14 protein-coding genes are annotated in these 13,573 nt (G+C 47.9%); 1 reads left to right on the forward strand and 13 read right to left on the reverse strand.

Annotation, left to right across the window (positions count from 1 at the left end; translation table 11 throughout):
- Positions 1 to 140: 140 nt before the first annotated feature.
- From NSS79_RS18610 to NSS79_RS18655, 10 genes are all read right to left on the reverse strand, one after another.
- Positions 141 to 1,457 (reverse strand): hemolysin family protein, encoded by a 1,317-nt coding sequence (locus tag NSS79_RS18610; protein ID WP_342435646.1) that lies wholly within the window; start codon positions 1,455 to 1,457, stop codon positions 141 to 143.
- 508 nt (positions 1,458 to 1,965) lie between these two features.
- Entirely contained in the window at positions 1,966 to 2,421 is a 456-nt protein-coding gene (gerQ, locus tag NSS79_RS18615; protein ID WP_342435648.1) for a spore coat protein GerQ, read from the reverse strand.
- A gap of 150 nt (positions 2,422 to 2,571) precedes the next feature.
- Complete coding sequence (locus tag NSS79_RS18620; protein WP_342435649.1) at positions 2,572 to 2,994, reverse strand: cell wall hydrolase; 423 nt, start codon at positions 2,992 to 2,994, stop codon at positions 2,572 to 2,574.
- Between the two features lie 176 nt (positions 2,995 to 3,170).
- Positions 3,171 to 3,926 carry a glucose 1-dehydrogenase gene (locus NSS79_RS18625; RefSeq protein WP_342440398.1) on the reverse strand — a complete coding sequence of 252 codons (756 nt, stop codon included), beginning with the start codon at positions 3,924 to 3,926 and terminating at the stop codon, positions 3,171 to 3,173.
- A gap of 147 nt (positions 3,927 to 4,073) precedes the next feature.
- Entirely contained in the window at positions 4,074 to 4,466 is a 393-nt protein-coding gene (locus NSS79_RS18630; RefSeq protein WP_038599942.1) for a DUF2500 domain-containing protein, read from the reverse strand.
- 220 nt (positions 4,467 to 4,686) lie between these two features.
- Positions 4,687 to 4,863: a hypothetical protein gene (locus NSS79_RS18635; protein ID WP_342435650.1), complete on the reverse strand. Its 177-nt coding sequence runs from the start codon at positions 4,861 to 4,863 to the stop codon at positions 4,687 to 4,689.
- A 158-nt stretch (positions 4,864 to 5,021) separates the two neighbouring features.
- On the reverse strand, positions 5,022 to 5,648 hold the full coding sequence (locus NSS79_RS18640) for a pyridoxamine 5'-phosphate oxidase family protein (protein WP_342435651.1): 627 nt from the start codon (positions 5,646 to 5,648) through the stop codon (positions 5,022 to 5,024).
- Positions 5,649 to 5,762: 114 nt separating this feature from the next.
- Positions 5,763 to 7,055, reverse strand: coding sequence for a hypothetical protein (locus NSS79_RS18645; protein ID WP_342435652.1), 1,293 nt, complete (start codon positions 7,053 to 7,055; stop codon positions 5,763 to 5,765).
- A 26-nt stretch (positions 7,056 to 7,081) separates the two neighbouring features.
- Complete coding sequence (locus NSS79_RS18650; RefSeq protein ID WP_342435653.1) at positions 7,082 to 8,464, reverse strand: amino acid permease; 1,383 nt, start codon at positions 8,462 to 8,464, stop codon at positions 7,082 to 7,084.
- A gap of 40 nt (positions 8,465 to 8,504) precedes the next feature.
- Positions 8,505 to 9,122, reverse strand: coding sequence for a LysE family translocator (locus NSS79_RS18655; protein WP_342435654.1), 618 nt, complete (start codon positions 9,120 to 9,122; stop codon positions 8,505 to 8,507).
- A gap of 154 nt (positions 9,123 to 9,276) precedes the next feature.
- Here NSS79_RS18655 and NSS79_RS18660 point away from each other — a divergent pair, with 154 nt between their 5' ends.
- Positions 9,277 to 10,203 carry an L-lactate dehydrogenase gene (locus tag NSS79_RS18660; RefSeq protein ID WP_342435655.1) on the forward strand — a complete coding sequence of 309 codons (927 nt, stop codon included), beginning with the start codon at positions 9,277 to 9,279 and terminating at the stop codon, positions 10,201 to 10,203.
- 184 nt (positions 10,204 to 10,387) lie between these two features.
- Here the strand turns inward: NSS79_RS18660 and NSS79_RS18665 are convergent, their stop codons facing one another.
- The 3 genes from NSS79_RS18665 to NSS79_RS18675 form a co-directional block, all read right to left on the reverse strand.
- Positions 10,388 to 11,404 (reverse strand): glycosyl hydrolase family 53, encoded by a 1,017-nt coding sequence (locus NSS79_RS18665; protein ID WP_342435656.1) that lies wholly within the window; start codon positions 11,402 to 11,404, stop codon positions 10,388 to 10,390.
- Between the two features lie 751 nt (positions 11,405 to 12,155).
- Positions 12,156 to 12,620 carry a VOC family protein gene (locus NSS79_RS18670; RefSeq protein ID WP_342435657.1) on the reverse strand — a complete coding sequence of 155 codons (465 nt, stop codon included), beginning with the start codon at positions 12,618 to 12,620 and terminating at the stop codon, positions 12,156 to 12,158.
- Positions 12,621 to 12,639: 19 nt separating this feature from the next.
- A complete protein-coding gene (locus tag NSS79_RS18675; RefSeq protein ID WP_342435658.1) occupies positions 12,640 to 13,557 on the reverse strand; it encodes a tyrosine-type recombinase/integrase in 918 nt (305 codons plus the stop codon).
- Positions 13,558 to 13,573: the final 16 nt, after the last annotated feature.

Genomic DNA, 13,573 nt, shown 5'->3' on the forward strand with positions numbered 1-13,573 from the left:
ATGCTAATTACACTTTCTTACCCGACAAGAAACGACTCGAATCAGTCTCCCAATGCTAAATTGTGGTAATGCATTACACACAAAAAAAGGCACTGCGCTAATCCTGCGCTAGTGCCTTTTTTGTGTAATGTTTAATAAGTTTATGCTCCAGCTTCCTCCGTCAAAAACTGCAGCTTCAATAGCTTAATCCTGGAAATCCGCTTGTTCTCGGTTTCCTCTACCACGAACAGATGGCCGTCGAATTCAACGTTTTGCCCTTTTTGCGGCGGATTGACTTCTAACTTGGAGTATAGCCAGCCGCCTATAGTATCATAGTCTTCCGTCTCCATATGAAGCCCCAGTGAGTCGTTGATCTCTTCGATCAGCATGAGGCCGTCTATGGAAAACTCATCCTCCCCCAGTTGCTCAACACCGGGACGCTCCTCATCGAACTCATCCTGAATTTCTCCGACAATCTCCTCCATAATATCCTCAAGCGTAACCATGCCTGACGTACCGCCGTATTCGTCAATCAGAATGGCAATTTGAGTCTTCGCCCGCTGCATCACCTTCAGGAGCGCACTGATCTGAATGGACTCTGGAACGGTAAGAATCGGACGAATCAATTCATTGTACTTTGGCGCCTGATCCCGGATGAGATCCTTAATGTGGATAAAGCCAAGAATATGGTCCTTATCGCCATCACAAACCGGATAACGTGTTCTCATTCCGTCAAAGGCAATCTCAAGGTTCTCTTCTGCCGTCAGATGACTGTTTAGACAGATCATTTCGGTTCGGGGGATCATAATCTCTCTGGCCATCGTATCGGCAAATTCAAAGATATTGTCCACCAGAGCCATTTCTGTATTGTCTATCAGCCCGCTCTTGTTGCTCTCCTGCATGAGGATGCGGATTTCTTCCTCTGTATGCGCCGTGGCCAGCTCTGAGGCCGGTGCCAGTCGGAAGAAACGCAGCAGTCCGCCTGCTAACCCATTGACGATCCAGATAAATGGATACATGATCCGGTAGAAGACGTTCATCGCACCTGCCGTTAGCAGAAGCACCTTCTCCGCTTTGTTCACGGCAATTGTCTTGGGTGCCAGCTCGCCTAGTACAATATGCAGCACCGTGATGAACATAAAGGCAATAATGAGGGAGATCACGTATACGGTTGTTTCACCGAAGCCTAGGCTCGTTACAAGCGGTCCCACAATCGTAGCTATGGCCGGTTCACCCAGCCAGCCGAGTGCGAGCGAGGCAAGCGTGATGCCAAGCTGGCAGGCGGACAGATAAGCATCTAGATTGTGGACAATATTTCTTGCTGCGGGTGCTCTTTTACTGCCCTCCTCAATCAGCGCTTCAATGCGGCCGCTTCGTACCTTGACCATCGCATATTCAACCGAAACAAAAAAGCCGTTAAACAGCACAAGCAAAAGAATAAGACCTACATGTAATATACCGGGTAAAGGGTCGCTCAATTTATACTCCTATCCACCGTTCTTCGTATCGGGTGGATAGGCCCACCTCCTTCGATTTTTCAAGATGTTAGCTTGTGAAACGCCAAACGTTCCTTTCAGTATCAATTTCCCAATGCCTTCAACTCCTGACTAGAATCACGGATTATAAATATATACATTATTATATTATTACTCACTCCATAAAAACAGGTGTAAACCGGAGTAAAAATATGATCTAGTTTTCCTTCTTAGGGACATACTCCGTATAAAAGGTATAAAACAAGGTTAACGAATGCAAAAAAGTCGTAGATGCGCTTTTATATATGTTAAATCTTCCGCACCCTCTCCGTCAAACTTGACGCGTTCAGCTTTGCCCTTCTAGCCATTTTTGGCTTAAATGCTACATGGTAAGACAATGCCCCGCCAGATTCCGGCAGGGCACTGCTTATAGTACAAAAAAACAGCAGCCCCCATTTCCAGGCGGACTGCCGTTTACAAAATGTGTTCTATGGATAGTTGTTCAGGTGGATTAACGGAAGTTGCGGGCGACCGGTGGATTTCCGATGACTCCCGGATACTGATAAGTAAGCGGCTCATCGAAGGTGGCATAATCGAAATAAATCATCAGCAGCACAGTTCTCTGTCCGGTAGCTGGATCGCTGATAATGATATGATCCCGCCCGGCTGCTTCCAGCACGCCTTTGTAAACCTTGGCATTCCAATCCTTGTTGTTCTCATATGTGAAATAAAAGGTCCCGATCTTGCCCAGGTTGAGGCGGAAAATGTTCTCAATGTAGGATTGTTCAAAGGCCGGGGCTGTGGTCGGCATCACGCTTCCTGTAGGCGTCATGGGACTCCCGCTGGTGACTTGAGGCGGCATGCTGCCCATGAAGCCGCTGGCAGGCATTCCGCCTCCGTTCATGCCAGTGGAAGAAGAAGTACTGCCAATCATATAAGTAACGGGACGGTAAGGTTGACCTATCATTTGTGTAAAACCTCCTAAAAGTTTTGTCAGCATTTGCTTCCTTGAATACACTTCGTTTAGAACATGCTGCGACACAATTTTCGCTTGCCAGTTTCAGCGGGGGAGACAGACTACGGAAACACTCTGTCTCTCCCCGCAGGGCCGGCTGTACTAATATACAGCCGGGCAATCCGCGCTGGTTGGAGTAAAGAAGCAATGAGCTTTGTAGCGGCCGGTGTTCTGCTGGTTATACCAGGTAGCAGGACAATCGCCTACAGGACGGAAGAACCATAAGGCATTAGACGCCGGCCAGCGTCGTTCTCCGGCGATGACTCTTTGGGCCAGGCGAATGTCGGATTCCCGGGCACGCTGATAGAAGTACCCCTTCTGGGGCGCTTCAAAGCCACCTGGACTTTGAAACACCATATCGTTCATATTGCGGATATTGTTGAAGTCCAGGCAATTGCCGAGAATCCGGTTGACACCGACATTCCCGACCATAAGCATGCCGGCTTCTCCGTCCTCTTCGGCTTCCGCCCGCATCAGCCGCGCAAGCACCTTCACATCTTCCGAGTTCGCTTTGATGACGGCCACACATTCTCCTCCTTTTGCTTCGTAGCAGTTCTGAAGGCATCCGCTTCTTGCCGGACTTCTTGCACAACCTGCTTCGCAAGCTTCCACATCTCTTGACTGCTCGCTGTATTGTATGTGCATTCGCCTAAGAGGTGACAGTTCACGCCTATTTTCTTTCCGCTATTTGGATTGCATAGTTATGGCTCATAAATCATTTTGCGGGTCATACCACCGTCAATGATAAGCTGTGCTCCTGTAACGAAATTATTATCCGGTGCCGTTAAATAGAGACAGGCTCTGGCGATGTCCTCAGGTCTGCCTACCCGTCCCGAAGGATGCTGGCTATGGTCAATCTCACGCAGCTCCGCATAATCCCCCGTCTCGATCCAGCCCGGACTGATGCAGTTTACCGTGATGCCATCTTCCCCCAGCGTAACCGCCATAGCATGGGTCAGGGCAGCGATGGCTCCTTTGGACGCCGCATAGGCTTCCGTATTCGGTTCTGACATCAATGAACGGGTTGATGACAGATTTACGACGGCTCCGCCTTGCGGATTATTGCGCATAACTTTGGCTGCTTCCCGGGTTGCCAGAAATACACTGCGTGCATTCGTATTGAATACTTTGTCCCACTCCTCCACAGACAGCTCGTACAGCGTAGAGGTATGCGGATTCGCAATGCCTGCATTATTGATCAGAATATCAACGGTTCCGTACTTTGCTGCTGTGTGGGCAACCAGTGCAATAATGTCCTCCTCCTTGCTTACATCGCAAGCGACAAATTCAGCAGTTCCGCCTTGACTGCAGATTTCGGCTGCCGCCATGCCTCCTGTGCTTTTATCGAGCTCTGCGATAATTACGCCGGCTCCCTCGGAGGCATAAGCTTCGGCGATCGCTCTGCCGATACCATGGCCGGCTCCAGTGACAATTACAGTTTTATGCAAATAATTCATCATTTCATAGCTCCTTGTTAGTTATTATTAGGTATAGATCCAGACAATATAAATATCCCCTTGCTTCGCAGACCGGAAACAAGGGGATTGTACAGTAACTTCAGGTCTATTGTAAACCGAGCCAAATTCGTATCACAGACAGTTAAATTAATCAGCTGTGGAGTAATGAAGACTGCGCTGAAACCCGTGATACCTTGTACCTTGGTAAGTCAACACACCTCTGTCTCCTTCTGCGCTCATGCCGAACTCATTTCCGTCCACTTTAAATTCCATCCTGACGCCTTGGTCCGTCTCATAGGTCAAATAGTAGGTTGTACTGGTGCGGCTGCTCTGATTCTCATCCTGAAGCTGCTGCTGGCGGACTTCACTGCGCTTGCTGACGATCCGGGCAGGAACGGTCAACAGGGGTGAGCTGTTGTTCCGGCTCCATTGAAGCAGCCCTCTGCCAGCAGATACAGCGACAATGCCAATCATCAGGGCGAGAAAAATCGGTATTACCGTCCCGGTAAGATCAAACATCCAAGAAGAATCCGGGCCTATCCCCATGACTTATTCCTCCTTAATCCCCATTTTCAGCTTTCCGCATAACTGCAGTCGCTTCTGTACATGTATATGCCTGTTCCGGTTCATACAGCATCACAAAAAGATGAAAACCATATTTGCCGTCAGCAGACGACAGGCTGCCTACCAAAAAGACCACCCGGCTCTCAGATTTGAGAACACAAGTGGTCTTTAAAAACGTTCATTCTGCCTATCAATATTAAGCATGTACAAGATCTAAGAGTTGCTTGGTTTCGTTCTCTTCTTCCGGAAGCATTCCGTTCTCCGCCCAGCAGGCTCTGCATTGTTCTTCAGTTTCACAGAGATGTGCATCATCACAGTTATAGCATAATTGCAGAAGGTTTCTAGTCATATAATCCGTTTCAAAAGTTGTCATTGTAATCTCTCCTATTCGGAATGAAAGTTTGTGAAAAAATGAACTTGCTTTCTATGTGTTAAATATATCACACGGTCAGCGCTTTGTCATGTGATTTTTTTCACATTTTTAAAGAAAATTTTAAATACGTTTTTTTGCTTCATTCAACGCCCAGAACATCAATACATTCGGTTGGTATAGCTGTCTTGCAGTGAAGCTTTTACTTTTTCTGCGTTCATACCAGGAAGTTTGGCATGGTCGGATATCATTTGAGCAACATTCGGCAATTCGGCCTTCGCAATCCAAGAGTCAGGATTCCACAAGCTGGAGCGCTTTAACGATTTTGCACAATGCATATAACATTCTTCCACTTCAATGACTATGCCTACCAGCGGCATCCGCCCATGAGATTCCATTCGGACAAGCAGCTCTTCATCACGGACAATATAAGCATGACCATTCACTCTGAGCGTTTCTTCCAGACCCGGAATGAGGAAGATAAGGCCCGCGTTTGGATTGGACAGAATATTCCTTAGCGAATCCATTCGGCGGTTACCCGGCCGTTCAGGTATGACTAGATGTTTGTCGTCCAGAACAAGCACGAAACCCGGCGCATCCCCTCTGGGTGAAACATCACATAACCCCTCCGCATCGGAAGTGGCCATGATCAACAATGGTGACTTAGCGATAAACTGGCGGCAATGCTCATCCAGGGCATCAATCGCTTTGTTCTTCACCAGTTCGCTTGGATAACCGAGCATAGCCCGCAATTCCTCTTCTGACTTGATTGTATTAAAATCATGCATCTTCTTCACTCCATATGTATGAATTTCATAGATTCACCTGCTGCTTATTGTAACACAGGGAAGACTTGATGAAAAAAAAGAGACTGCAATCTGCAGCCTCCCCGCTAAATCAATTCACATTACCCGCCAGCTTACGCCCCCATTGGTTGTCTGCAGCAGGATAGATCGTCGATTTTCTTTTTTCTCAATTAAGAGCCAGCCGACATCCTTTGAAATAAACTGCAGCTTCACAATCTCCGGATATTCCAAGAGCTTGGATTGCAGAACGCTGCTGGCTGGAAGTGTTGTCCAGGTTGCTCCCGCACTAATCGTCTTGTACATCAGATTTCCTTTCAAGGCCCAGCCGAGTTGAGAATTTAAAAAGGCAGGAGCCAGGTGGCGGTTGATCCCTGTCTGGATGCCCAGACCGAACGAAGCGAATGTCCAGCTTTCGCCGCTATTGGCGGTAAAATATCCATTATATGTGATGGAAGCTTCCTTATCTTTCTGGCAGGCCACCGGCAACCACCCGGATGTGCTGTTATTGCCGAAGAATTCAGGTTCTCCGGTGATCACTTTGTCGCAGCCTCTCCACTGTTCATTCACTAGAAACTCCGGTCCCTGACTCCAGGTTGCTCCACCGTCTTTAGTCATGTAAATCTTGGGCAGTGCTCCGGTCTGGAGTGTCACGAATCCACGGTCTGTATCCTTAAAGATCATCCCGGTCGTCACGCCCGCCATCGGAATTGCATGATTTGGCAGCTTCGGATTATATTGCTCGTTCTGCATAACCATATTCCATGTGGCCCCCCCGTCTGCCGTTGCATACAGCGCTTTGCTCGCTTTAGTGGCATTGATATCCCAGGAGGTCATCAGCCATCCATGGCTCGGAGAGCTGAAGTAGATGGAAGAGATCGTATTCGCATCCGGGAAAGAAGAGATTTTCCAGCTTAGTCCGCCATCGGTTGTACGTAGCACAACGGTTTCCGTTGTTCCAAAAGCACTTCTTATAATCCAGCCGTTCTCAAGATCCGTAAAGAAAATCTCTTGGCTGTACACCGGATTAGACAGAAACTGCACATTTGCGGAAGGTGAAATATTCGCCCAGGTTTCCCCGTTATCTTTGGTCATATAGATCCGAAGCTCATTTTTGGTAACACCCCAGGCCAGTCCTGCAGAATCGGTTAACAATCTGAAATCCGTAAGCCGGGTCTGAATTTGATATTTGGGTGTATCTCTATTGACTAAGTTTTGGGCATCGGGTGTAATCAGGGTAATCGTCTGCCCTTCTTCCGGCGCTTCCGTCGGCTGAGGAGGCTGAGTGGGCTCAGGAGCAGGAGAAGAAGAGCAAGCCGAGAGTATGAGTAGGCTCAGGAGAACCACCAGTAGCGTTCTCAGAACCTTGAAATCTGCTGTTTGGGGTGACAAAGCTCTCTCTCCTCTTCTGTTATCGTTTATTGTTGATTCAGTTTGCTGTTCTTGTATCCGTATAGAAAATAGATCAGTAGTCCGACAGCCAGCCAGATGACAAAGCCGATCCAAGTCTCTCTCCCCAGATTATACATTAAATAAGCGCAGGTTGCCGCACTAAGCAGCGGGATGTATGGCACCCAAGGCACCGTGAACCCTCTCTTCAGATTCGGATGGGTACGGCGCAGCACAATTACACCCAAGGATACCACGAGAAAAGCGAACAATGTTCCAATACTGGTCAGGTTAGCCAGCCGGTCCAGTGGAACAAATCCGGTGAGCACAGCGATCAATCCGCCGACCATCCAGGTACTGCGCACGGGGGTATGCGTCTTGGCACTTACCTTGGACCAGCTTTTCGGCAGCAGCCCGTCCCGTGAGATCGCGAACAAGAGGCGGGTCTGGCCGAAAAGCAGAACAAGCAGAACCGTGGTCATCCCGGCAATAGCGCCTACAGAGATTAGACCGGCAATCATATTCTGGTCCACGAATCGCAGGGCGTAGGAAACGGGATCACTGATATTCAGGCTTTGATAAGGTACGATCCCTGTCAGAACCAGCGAGACAGTAATGTACAGCACGGTACAGATTGCAAGGGATGTAATGATACCGATAGGCAAATCACGCTGCGGGCGCTTCACCTCTTCCGCTGCAGTCGATATGGCATCAAAGCCGATATAGGCGAAAAAGACGGTAGCCGCCCCATTCACCACCCCATGGAAGCCAAACGGCAAAAATGGCGTCCAGTTCTCCGGTTTCACATAGAAAAACCCCGTAACTATGAAGAGAAGCACTACAGACAGCTTAATCACAACCATAATTGCATTAAAGCGGGCCGTTTCCTTGACTCCGCGGGTCAACAAATAGGAGATCAGCAAAATAATGATCATGGCGGGCAGATTTACATAAGTGCCTTTGTCCGCATTATAAGCCCCGGAGAGTGCTGTGGGCAAATGCAGGCCGAAACCATCCAGCAGGCCCTGGAAGTAACCGGACCATCCACTGCTTACCGCCGCTGCCGCAACCCCATATTCCAGCACCAGATCCCAGCCTAGAATCCAGGCCAGCAACTCGCCGAAAGCGACATAGCTATAGGCATAAGCGCTGCCGGACACCGGGAGCGTTGAAGCAAATTCTGAATAACACAGTGCCGACAGCACGCAGGCAAACCCGGCGAGAATGAAGGAAAGCACAAGGCCCGGCCCGGCATGCTCCGCGGCTGCGACTCCTGTCATAACAAATATCCCGGTGCCGATAATGGCCCCTACACCAAGTGTTGTGAGATCCAGCGCACCCAGTGTCTTGCTTAGTTTAGCGCCATCGGCGCTTTGAGGCGCGGTCAGCGGTTTTTTGCGGAATAAATCCATTCTTAAATTCTCTCCTGTCGATGAAATGAGTGTGGAACTCCTAGGGTGCCGTGGTCAGCAGCTTCATGCCCAGTCCGACAAATATAACTCCGGCTGCGATGTTGGCCCCCTCCTGCACACGGGGCTTCTCCAGAAACTTGCTGCTGAAGGCACCGGCAAAATAAGCAAGTGCTCCGAAGATCAGAGCGGTCAGCACAATAAAGATAAGTCCAAGCACAAGCATCTGCATAGGTACGACACCATAGTCATAATTCACGAATTGCGGCAGAAAGGTCAGAAAGAAGATGGCCACTTTGGGATTAAGAATATTCATAATAAGTCCTCTTCGCAGCAATGTCATTTCACCTTTCTTCTCTCCCTCGTTCACTACGAGTGTTATTTTACGGTGCTTCAATGATTTGTAGGCCAAGTTAAATAAATACAGTGCACCGGCAATCTTAAACAGTGTGAACAGCAGCGGTGATGTCTTCACAATGATTGACAGTCCCAGTGCTGCAGCCAACGTATGTACTGTATTCCCCAGTGCCAGTCCGGCAGCGGTGTAGACGCCAGCTTTCCGGCCATTCGTAATCCCCTGGGTAACAGCGAAAATAAGATCCGGACCCGGGATAAGGATCAGTAGAATGGCAGCCCCAAGATACATAAATAGTGTAGCCATACTAAACATAGCTACCTCCTCTCTGCGAAAGCACGTTGTTAACTTGCCCGTTTCGGGTAATGGATTAAAAACAAGCTGCTTGAAAACACTAACTCCAGAGCTTATGATGGTTAAGATTGGACAAAAAAAATCGAAATTCGGAGGAGATGGAACAATGGCCCCCCCATTTAAGCCCAATCGTGTCGTAGTTATCGGTACCGGTGCAGTCGGTACAACAACCGCATATACGCTGCTTCTGCGCAGACGGATGCCTGAATTGGTACTTATCGATGTCAATCATCAGAAAGCGCTGGGTGAAGCACTGGACATGAACCACGGCATGCCGTTTGTCGGCGGTGTAAAGCTGTGGGCAGGAACCTATGAAGATTGCCGGGAAGCGGATATTATTATCGTAACCGCCGGCGCCTCCCAGAAGCCGGGTGAGACCCGGATTGATCTTTTGCGAAAGAACATCGCGATTTTTAAAGATATCATCCAAAAGATTACGAAATACAATCAGCATGCCATTCTGCTGATTGCTACGAATCCGGTAGATATCCTGGCTTATGCCACTCTTAAGATCAGCGGCTTCGACCGCAGACGGGTCATCGGTTCCGGTACAGTGCTCGACAGTGCGCGGTTCCGCTATTTGATCGGTCTTCATAAAGAAATAGATCCCCGCAGCATTCATGGTCAAATTATCGGTGAACACGGTGACTCCGAGCTTCCGGTATGGAGCCTTGCCAACGTGGCCGGCATCGATTTGGGCTTTGATGAAGCGGAACGCAAGGATATCTTTGAAGACACCAAGAACGCCGCCTATGAAATTATCGACGCCAAAGGTTCTACCTCATATGCGATTGCTCTTGCCCTGGACCGGATCGTGGTTTCTATTCTGCACAATGAAGGTTCTGTGCTGAATGTCTCCACGCTGCTGAACAACTATAACGGAGTTTCGGATGTGTTCCTTGGTGCTCCATGTGTCGTTGACCGCTCCGGCGTTCGCGAAGTCCTGGATCTGCCGCTGAGTGAAGACGAAAAGGCCATGTTCCAGAAATCTGCCGAGAAGCTCAAAGCGGAAATTTCCAAGCTTGAATTGTAACCATTTTACTGGTTAGCACGGGGCTGTCCTTGTCATTTCGATGACTGGGACAGCCTTATTTATGCTTCCGGCACGCAAAAGAAACCGCCCTTCAAGCGGATGGAATATTAAGCCCGCGAATAGAAGGACGGATTTTCCTTAAGTACTATAACATGAATCTTTTTTGCCTGACAATGACATTAATTTAATGCTTTAAATTTCCAAGAGCGTTCTGGACCCTTGAGACAGAGTATTTTGTGACTGGCAATTTGTAATACTCTTTCAGCACTTGCTCCGCTTCCTTACCGTAAATATCAAAACCATTGTTGGACGAAGCCTCTTCCAGAGCGTAGAGCTTTGTGCTCCAATCCCACCAGAAGAAACCGGCGAACCAAGGCTCATTCCAAAAGGTTTCAAGTGCCGAACGATAAAAGTTAGCCTGCTCGCTTTCCGAATGAGGCAGATCCTTATGCGTAAAGTCCCACGGCATAGTGGCACAGCCGAGTGCGCTGCGGCAGCCAATTTCGATAAAAACAAGCGGCTTGTTGAATCTTTCGGCTAAAGCCTTAAGCCGGGATTTCTGCTTCTCCCAGGCGGTGAGCATATTCTCATAGGAATCCCCCGGCACAGAGGCTACAGGATAATATGCGCTGGTTCCGATGAGATCGACCGCATCCAGCCACTGAATCCCTTCTTCTTTACCATGATTGGCGTTGTAAACGATGGGGCCGGTATACAGGTTCTTCACCTCACGGATAACTTCCCGCCATTCTGCTTCCCTATATTCTGTAGCTACCATTTCACAGCCGATACAGAACATTTCACAGCCCAGCTCCTCTGCCAGCTCCGCATAATGCTTCAAGAAATTCGTGTAGGACTCGAACCAGGCTGCCCAATAGGCGTCTCCATCCTCAGGAAATCCGATCCGAGCTCTCCAAATCCCGTCTCTGGAGTTGACTACAGGCTTCAGGCAGACCTTCAGGCCCAGCTCCTTCGCATTCCGCACCGCATGTTCAATATCCCGATCTGTCGGCGTGTAACCGTAATCAAAATGAATATCTGTTGAGAACACTGTGTCCTGCCAGGTCCAGAAGGACAATGCGATCCACTCACTTCCGGTATCCGCCAGCTTTTTCATCGAATCTGCCGCATAATCTTTCCGGTACTCTCCTCTTTTTGTTTCCCAGCCATAAGTCATTCCTTTAAAAAAAACTTCCTTCATCCCCAAGTCCTCCTACTAGTTAGTAATAACATGTTATTTCGTGTACCGGTTAACCTTAAATAATTACCAGCTATATTAAACCTCAATAACAGTTAGAATAAATCAAAAACAAAATAATAACAAGTTATTTTTGTTATTGAAGAAAGCCCTAACCACATGAGTCATTTAGCGGCATCTGGATAACAGTAGAGGAAAAGAATTGTACACTGAACTTTACGCGCTGCCCTTTTCAAGTTAGCAATTTTGCAAAAAGAGACATAGTTAACTTAACATTAATTATGTTAACTATTATTCCGGATTTATGCTTTTACCAGTGCTTCTGATGTAGAAAGAAAATTAAGCATTAGACAGGCCCCCACTAAAAACAGCGGCAGCCGTGGACGATAGTCCTGGATTGTACTTTATTGATTCGGATATCTTTGATCCACTTGTTGCGACGTTTGTTATTTTACTCACCGTTTAACAGGAGAAAGGAGGAGAGAAGAGTGCAGGCTTTGCAAGTAACATGGAAAAAGCGCCCAAACTCAGGCGCTTTAAAATAAGCTAGTATATTTATTTGATTTTCGAAAAATCAACTTTATAAGTTACTGAAAACTCTTTCCCAGCATGCAATTTTCTTCAGGTTAAAAATACCTCATTCTATGTAATGATTCCATATTACACCAATTTAAAATACTGGTATACAGTTGCAATTAATCTAAAAATCAGTGTTGATTTTTTCAAGCAGATAAGCGATGCCGATTGCATTCGACTAAAATTCCAGCCTTGTACCGTACTTGCATGCGCTCTCCCTTACAATCATTCTTTTAGAAATCGGATGGTCCTCCTTCAGCTCCAACAGATCCCAAAGATTCCCGTATAAATCCTTAAAGACAGCAACTGTCCCGTACGATTGTTCTTGCGGCTCCCTTACAAATTCAATTCCCTTTGCATTCATTTCCTTATAATCTCTCCAAAAATCATCCGTGTTCAAAAACAGAAACACCCTGCCTCCAGCCTGGTTACCGATAAACGGTTCTTGTTCAGATTTGGATGCTCTCGCGAGCACTATCGTTGTCCCGGTTGAACCAGGCGGGGAAATAACAACCCATCGTTTGTCTTGTTCAGGCTGATAGGTATCCTCAATGACTGTAAAATTCAGTTTTTCTGTATAAAATGTAATGGCTTCATCGTAGTCTTTGACGACTAAAGCGATATGTACAATGGATTGAATCATTTAATACACTCCCTTTGAATTAGATAAACGGTTCAAGCTGAACCTGCAGTCTGGACATGGCTTCTTCCTTCTCCCGGCTTGTAATATGCGTATAAACCGTTGTAGTCTGGATGGACGAATGGCCCAGCAGCTCCTGAACGGTACGCAAATCGGCCCCCTTGCGCAGCAGCATCGTGGCAAAGGAGTGACGCAGCTTATGGCTGGAGTACGGCCGGCGGTGAACCATCGGCACTTCCTGCTGAAAACGGCTAAAGGTGTCTGCAGCTATGCCCTGTATTCCCCGTATCGAGAGTCTGCGTCCTTTCTGAGAGATAAACATCGCCTCCTCTTTGCTAAGCCAAGGGGTGAGACGTTCGTTCAAGGCTTGCTGCAGAAAAGGGGCGACATCCTCCGGCACCGGCACATTGCGCCATTTGCGTCCTTTGCCAAATACACGCAGTGTACGCCGTTCTGCATTATAATCACTCAAATTCAGCGTATGTACTTCCCCCACCCGCAGCCCCATATAAGACATCAGTAAGAAAACAGCCAAATTGCGGCTCCGGTATTTACCTGCTACAGCAGACAAAAACCGCTGCAGATCCACTTCATCCAGATAGACCGGCTCACGGTTTTTTTCGGTTTTGGATTTCTTGATCCCGGCGGCCGGATTGGCTGTCAGCAATTCCAGCTCAATGAGTGCCTTAAACAAGCAATTTACCGAGGCGTGCTTGCGGTTACGCGTCGCATCACTTACCCCGCGTTCACGGACCGAGGTCAGATAGGACACTACTTGAAGCTTTTTAACGGATTCCAGACTTCTGCCATTCAGGCTCCCAAGAAACTCCCGCACATCAGCAAGATAGGATTTCTGTGTGTACGCCGTAAATCCGGCATCCTTCATCCAGATCAGAAAAGCCTCAAGCTCTTCTTCATAGTCAGGCCCCAATTCGTTCATGTATGTCCTCCTCCCC

The sequence above is a fragment of the Paenibacillus sp. FSL L8-0436 genome (genome assembly GCF_038593025.1).
GTDB lineage: Bacteria > Bacillota > Bacilli > Paenibacillales > Paenibacillaceae > Paenibacillus_AQ.

Excerpts from the sequence above, each read along its gene's own strand:
- gerQ (WP_342435648.1), bottom strand. The coding sequence starts at position 2,421 with ATGATAGGTCAACCTTACCGTCCCGTTACTTATATGATTGGCAGTACT.
- NSS79_RS18625 (WP_342440398.1), bottom strand. The coding sequence starts at position 3,926 with ATGAATTATTTGCATAAAACTGTAATTGTCACTGGAGCCGGCCATGGT.
- NSS79_RS18635 (WP_342435650.1), bottom strand. The coding sequence starts at position 4,863 with ATGACAACTTTTGAAACGGATTATATGACTAGAAACCTTCTGCAATTA.
- NSS79_RS18640 (WP_342435651.1), bottom strand. The coding sequence starts at position 5,648 with ATGCATGATTTTAATACAATCAAGTCAGAAGAGGAATTGCGGGCTATG.
- NSS79_RS18650 (WP_342435653.1), bottom strand. The coding sequence starts at position 8,464 with ATGGATTTATTCCGCAAAAAACCGCTGACCGCGCCTCAAAGCGCCGAT.
- NSS79_RS18655 (WP_342435654.1), bottom strand. The coding sequence starts at position 9,122 with ATGGCTACACTATTTATGTATCTTGGGGCTGCCATTCTACTGATCCTT.
- NSS79_RS18660 (WP_342435655.1), top strand. The coding sequence starts at position 9,277 with ATGGCCCCCCCATTTAAGCCCAATCGTGTCGTAGTTATCGGTACCGGT.
- NSS79_RS18665 (WP_342435656.1), bottom strand. The coding sequence starts at position 11,404 with ATGAAGGAAGTTTTTTTTAAAGGAATGACTTATGGCTGGGAAACAAAA.
- NSS79_RS18670 (WP_342435657.1), bottom strand. The coding sequence starts at position 12,620 with ATGATTCAATCCATTGTACATATCGCTTTAGTCGTCAAAGACTACGAT.
- NSS79_RS18675 (WP_342435658.1), bottom strand. The coding sequence starts at position 13,557 with ATGAACGAATTGGGGCCTGACTATGAAGAAGAGCTTGAGGCTTTTCTG.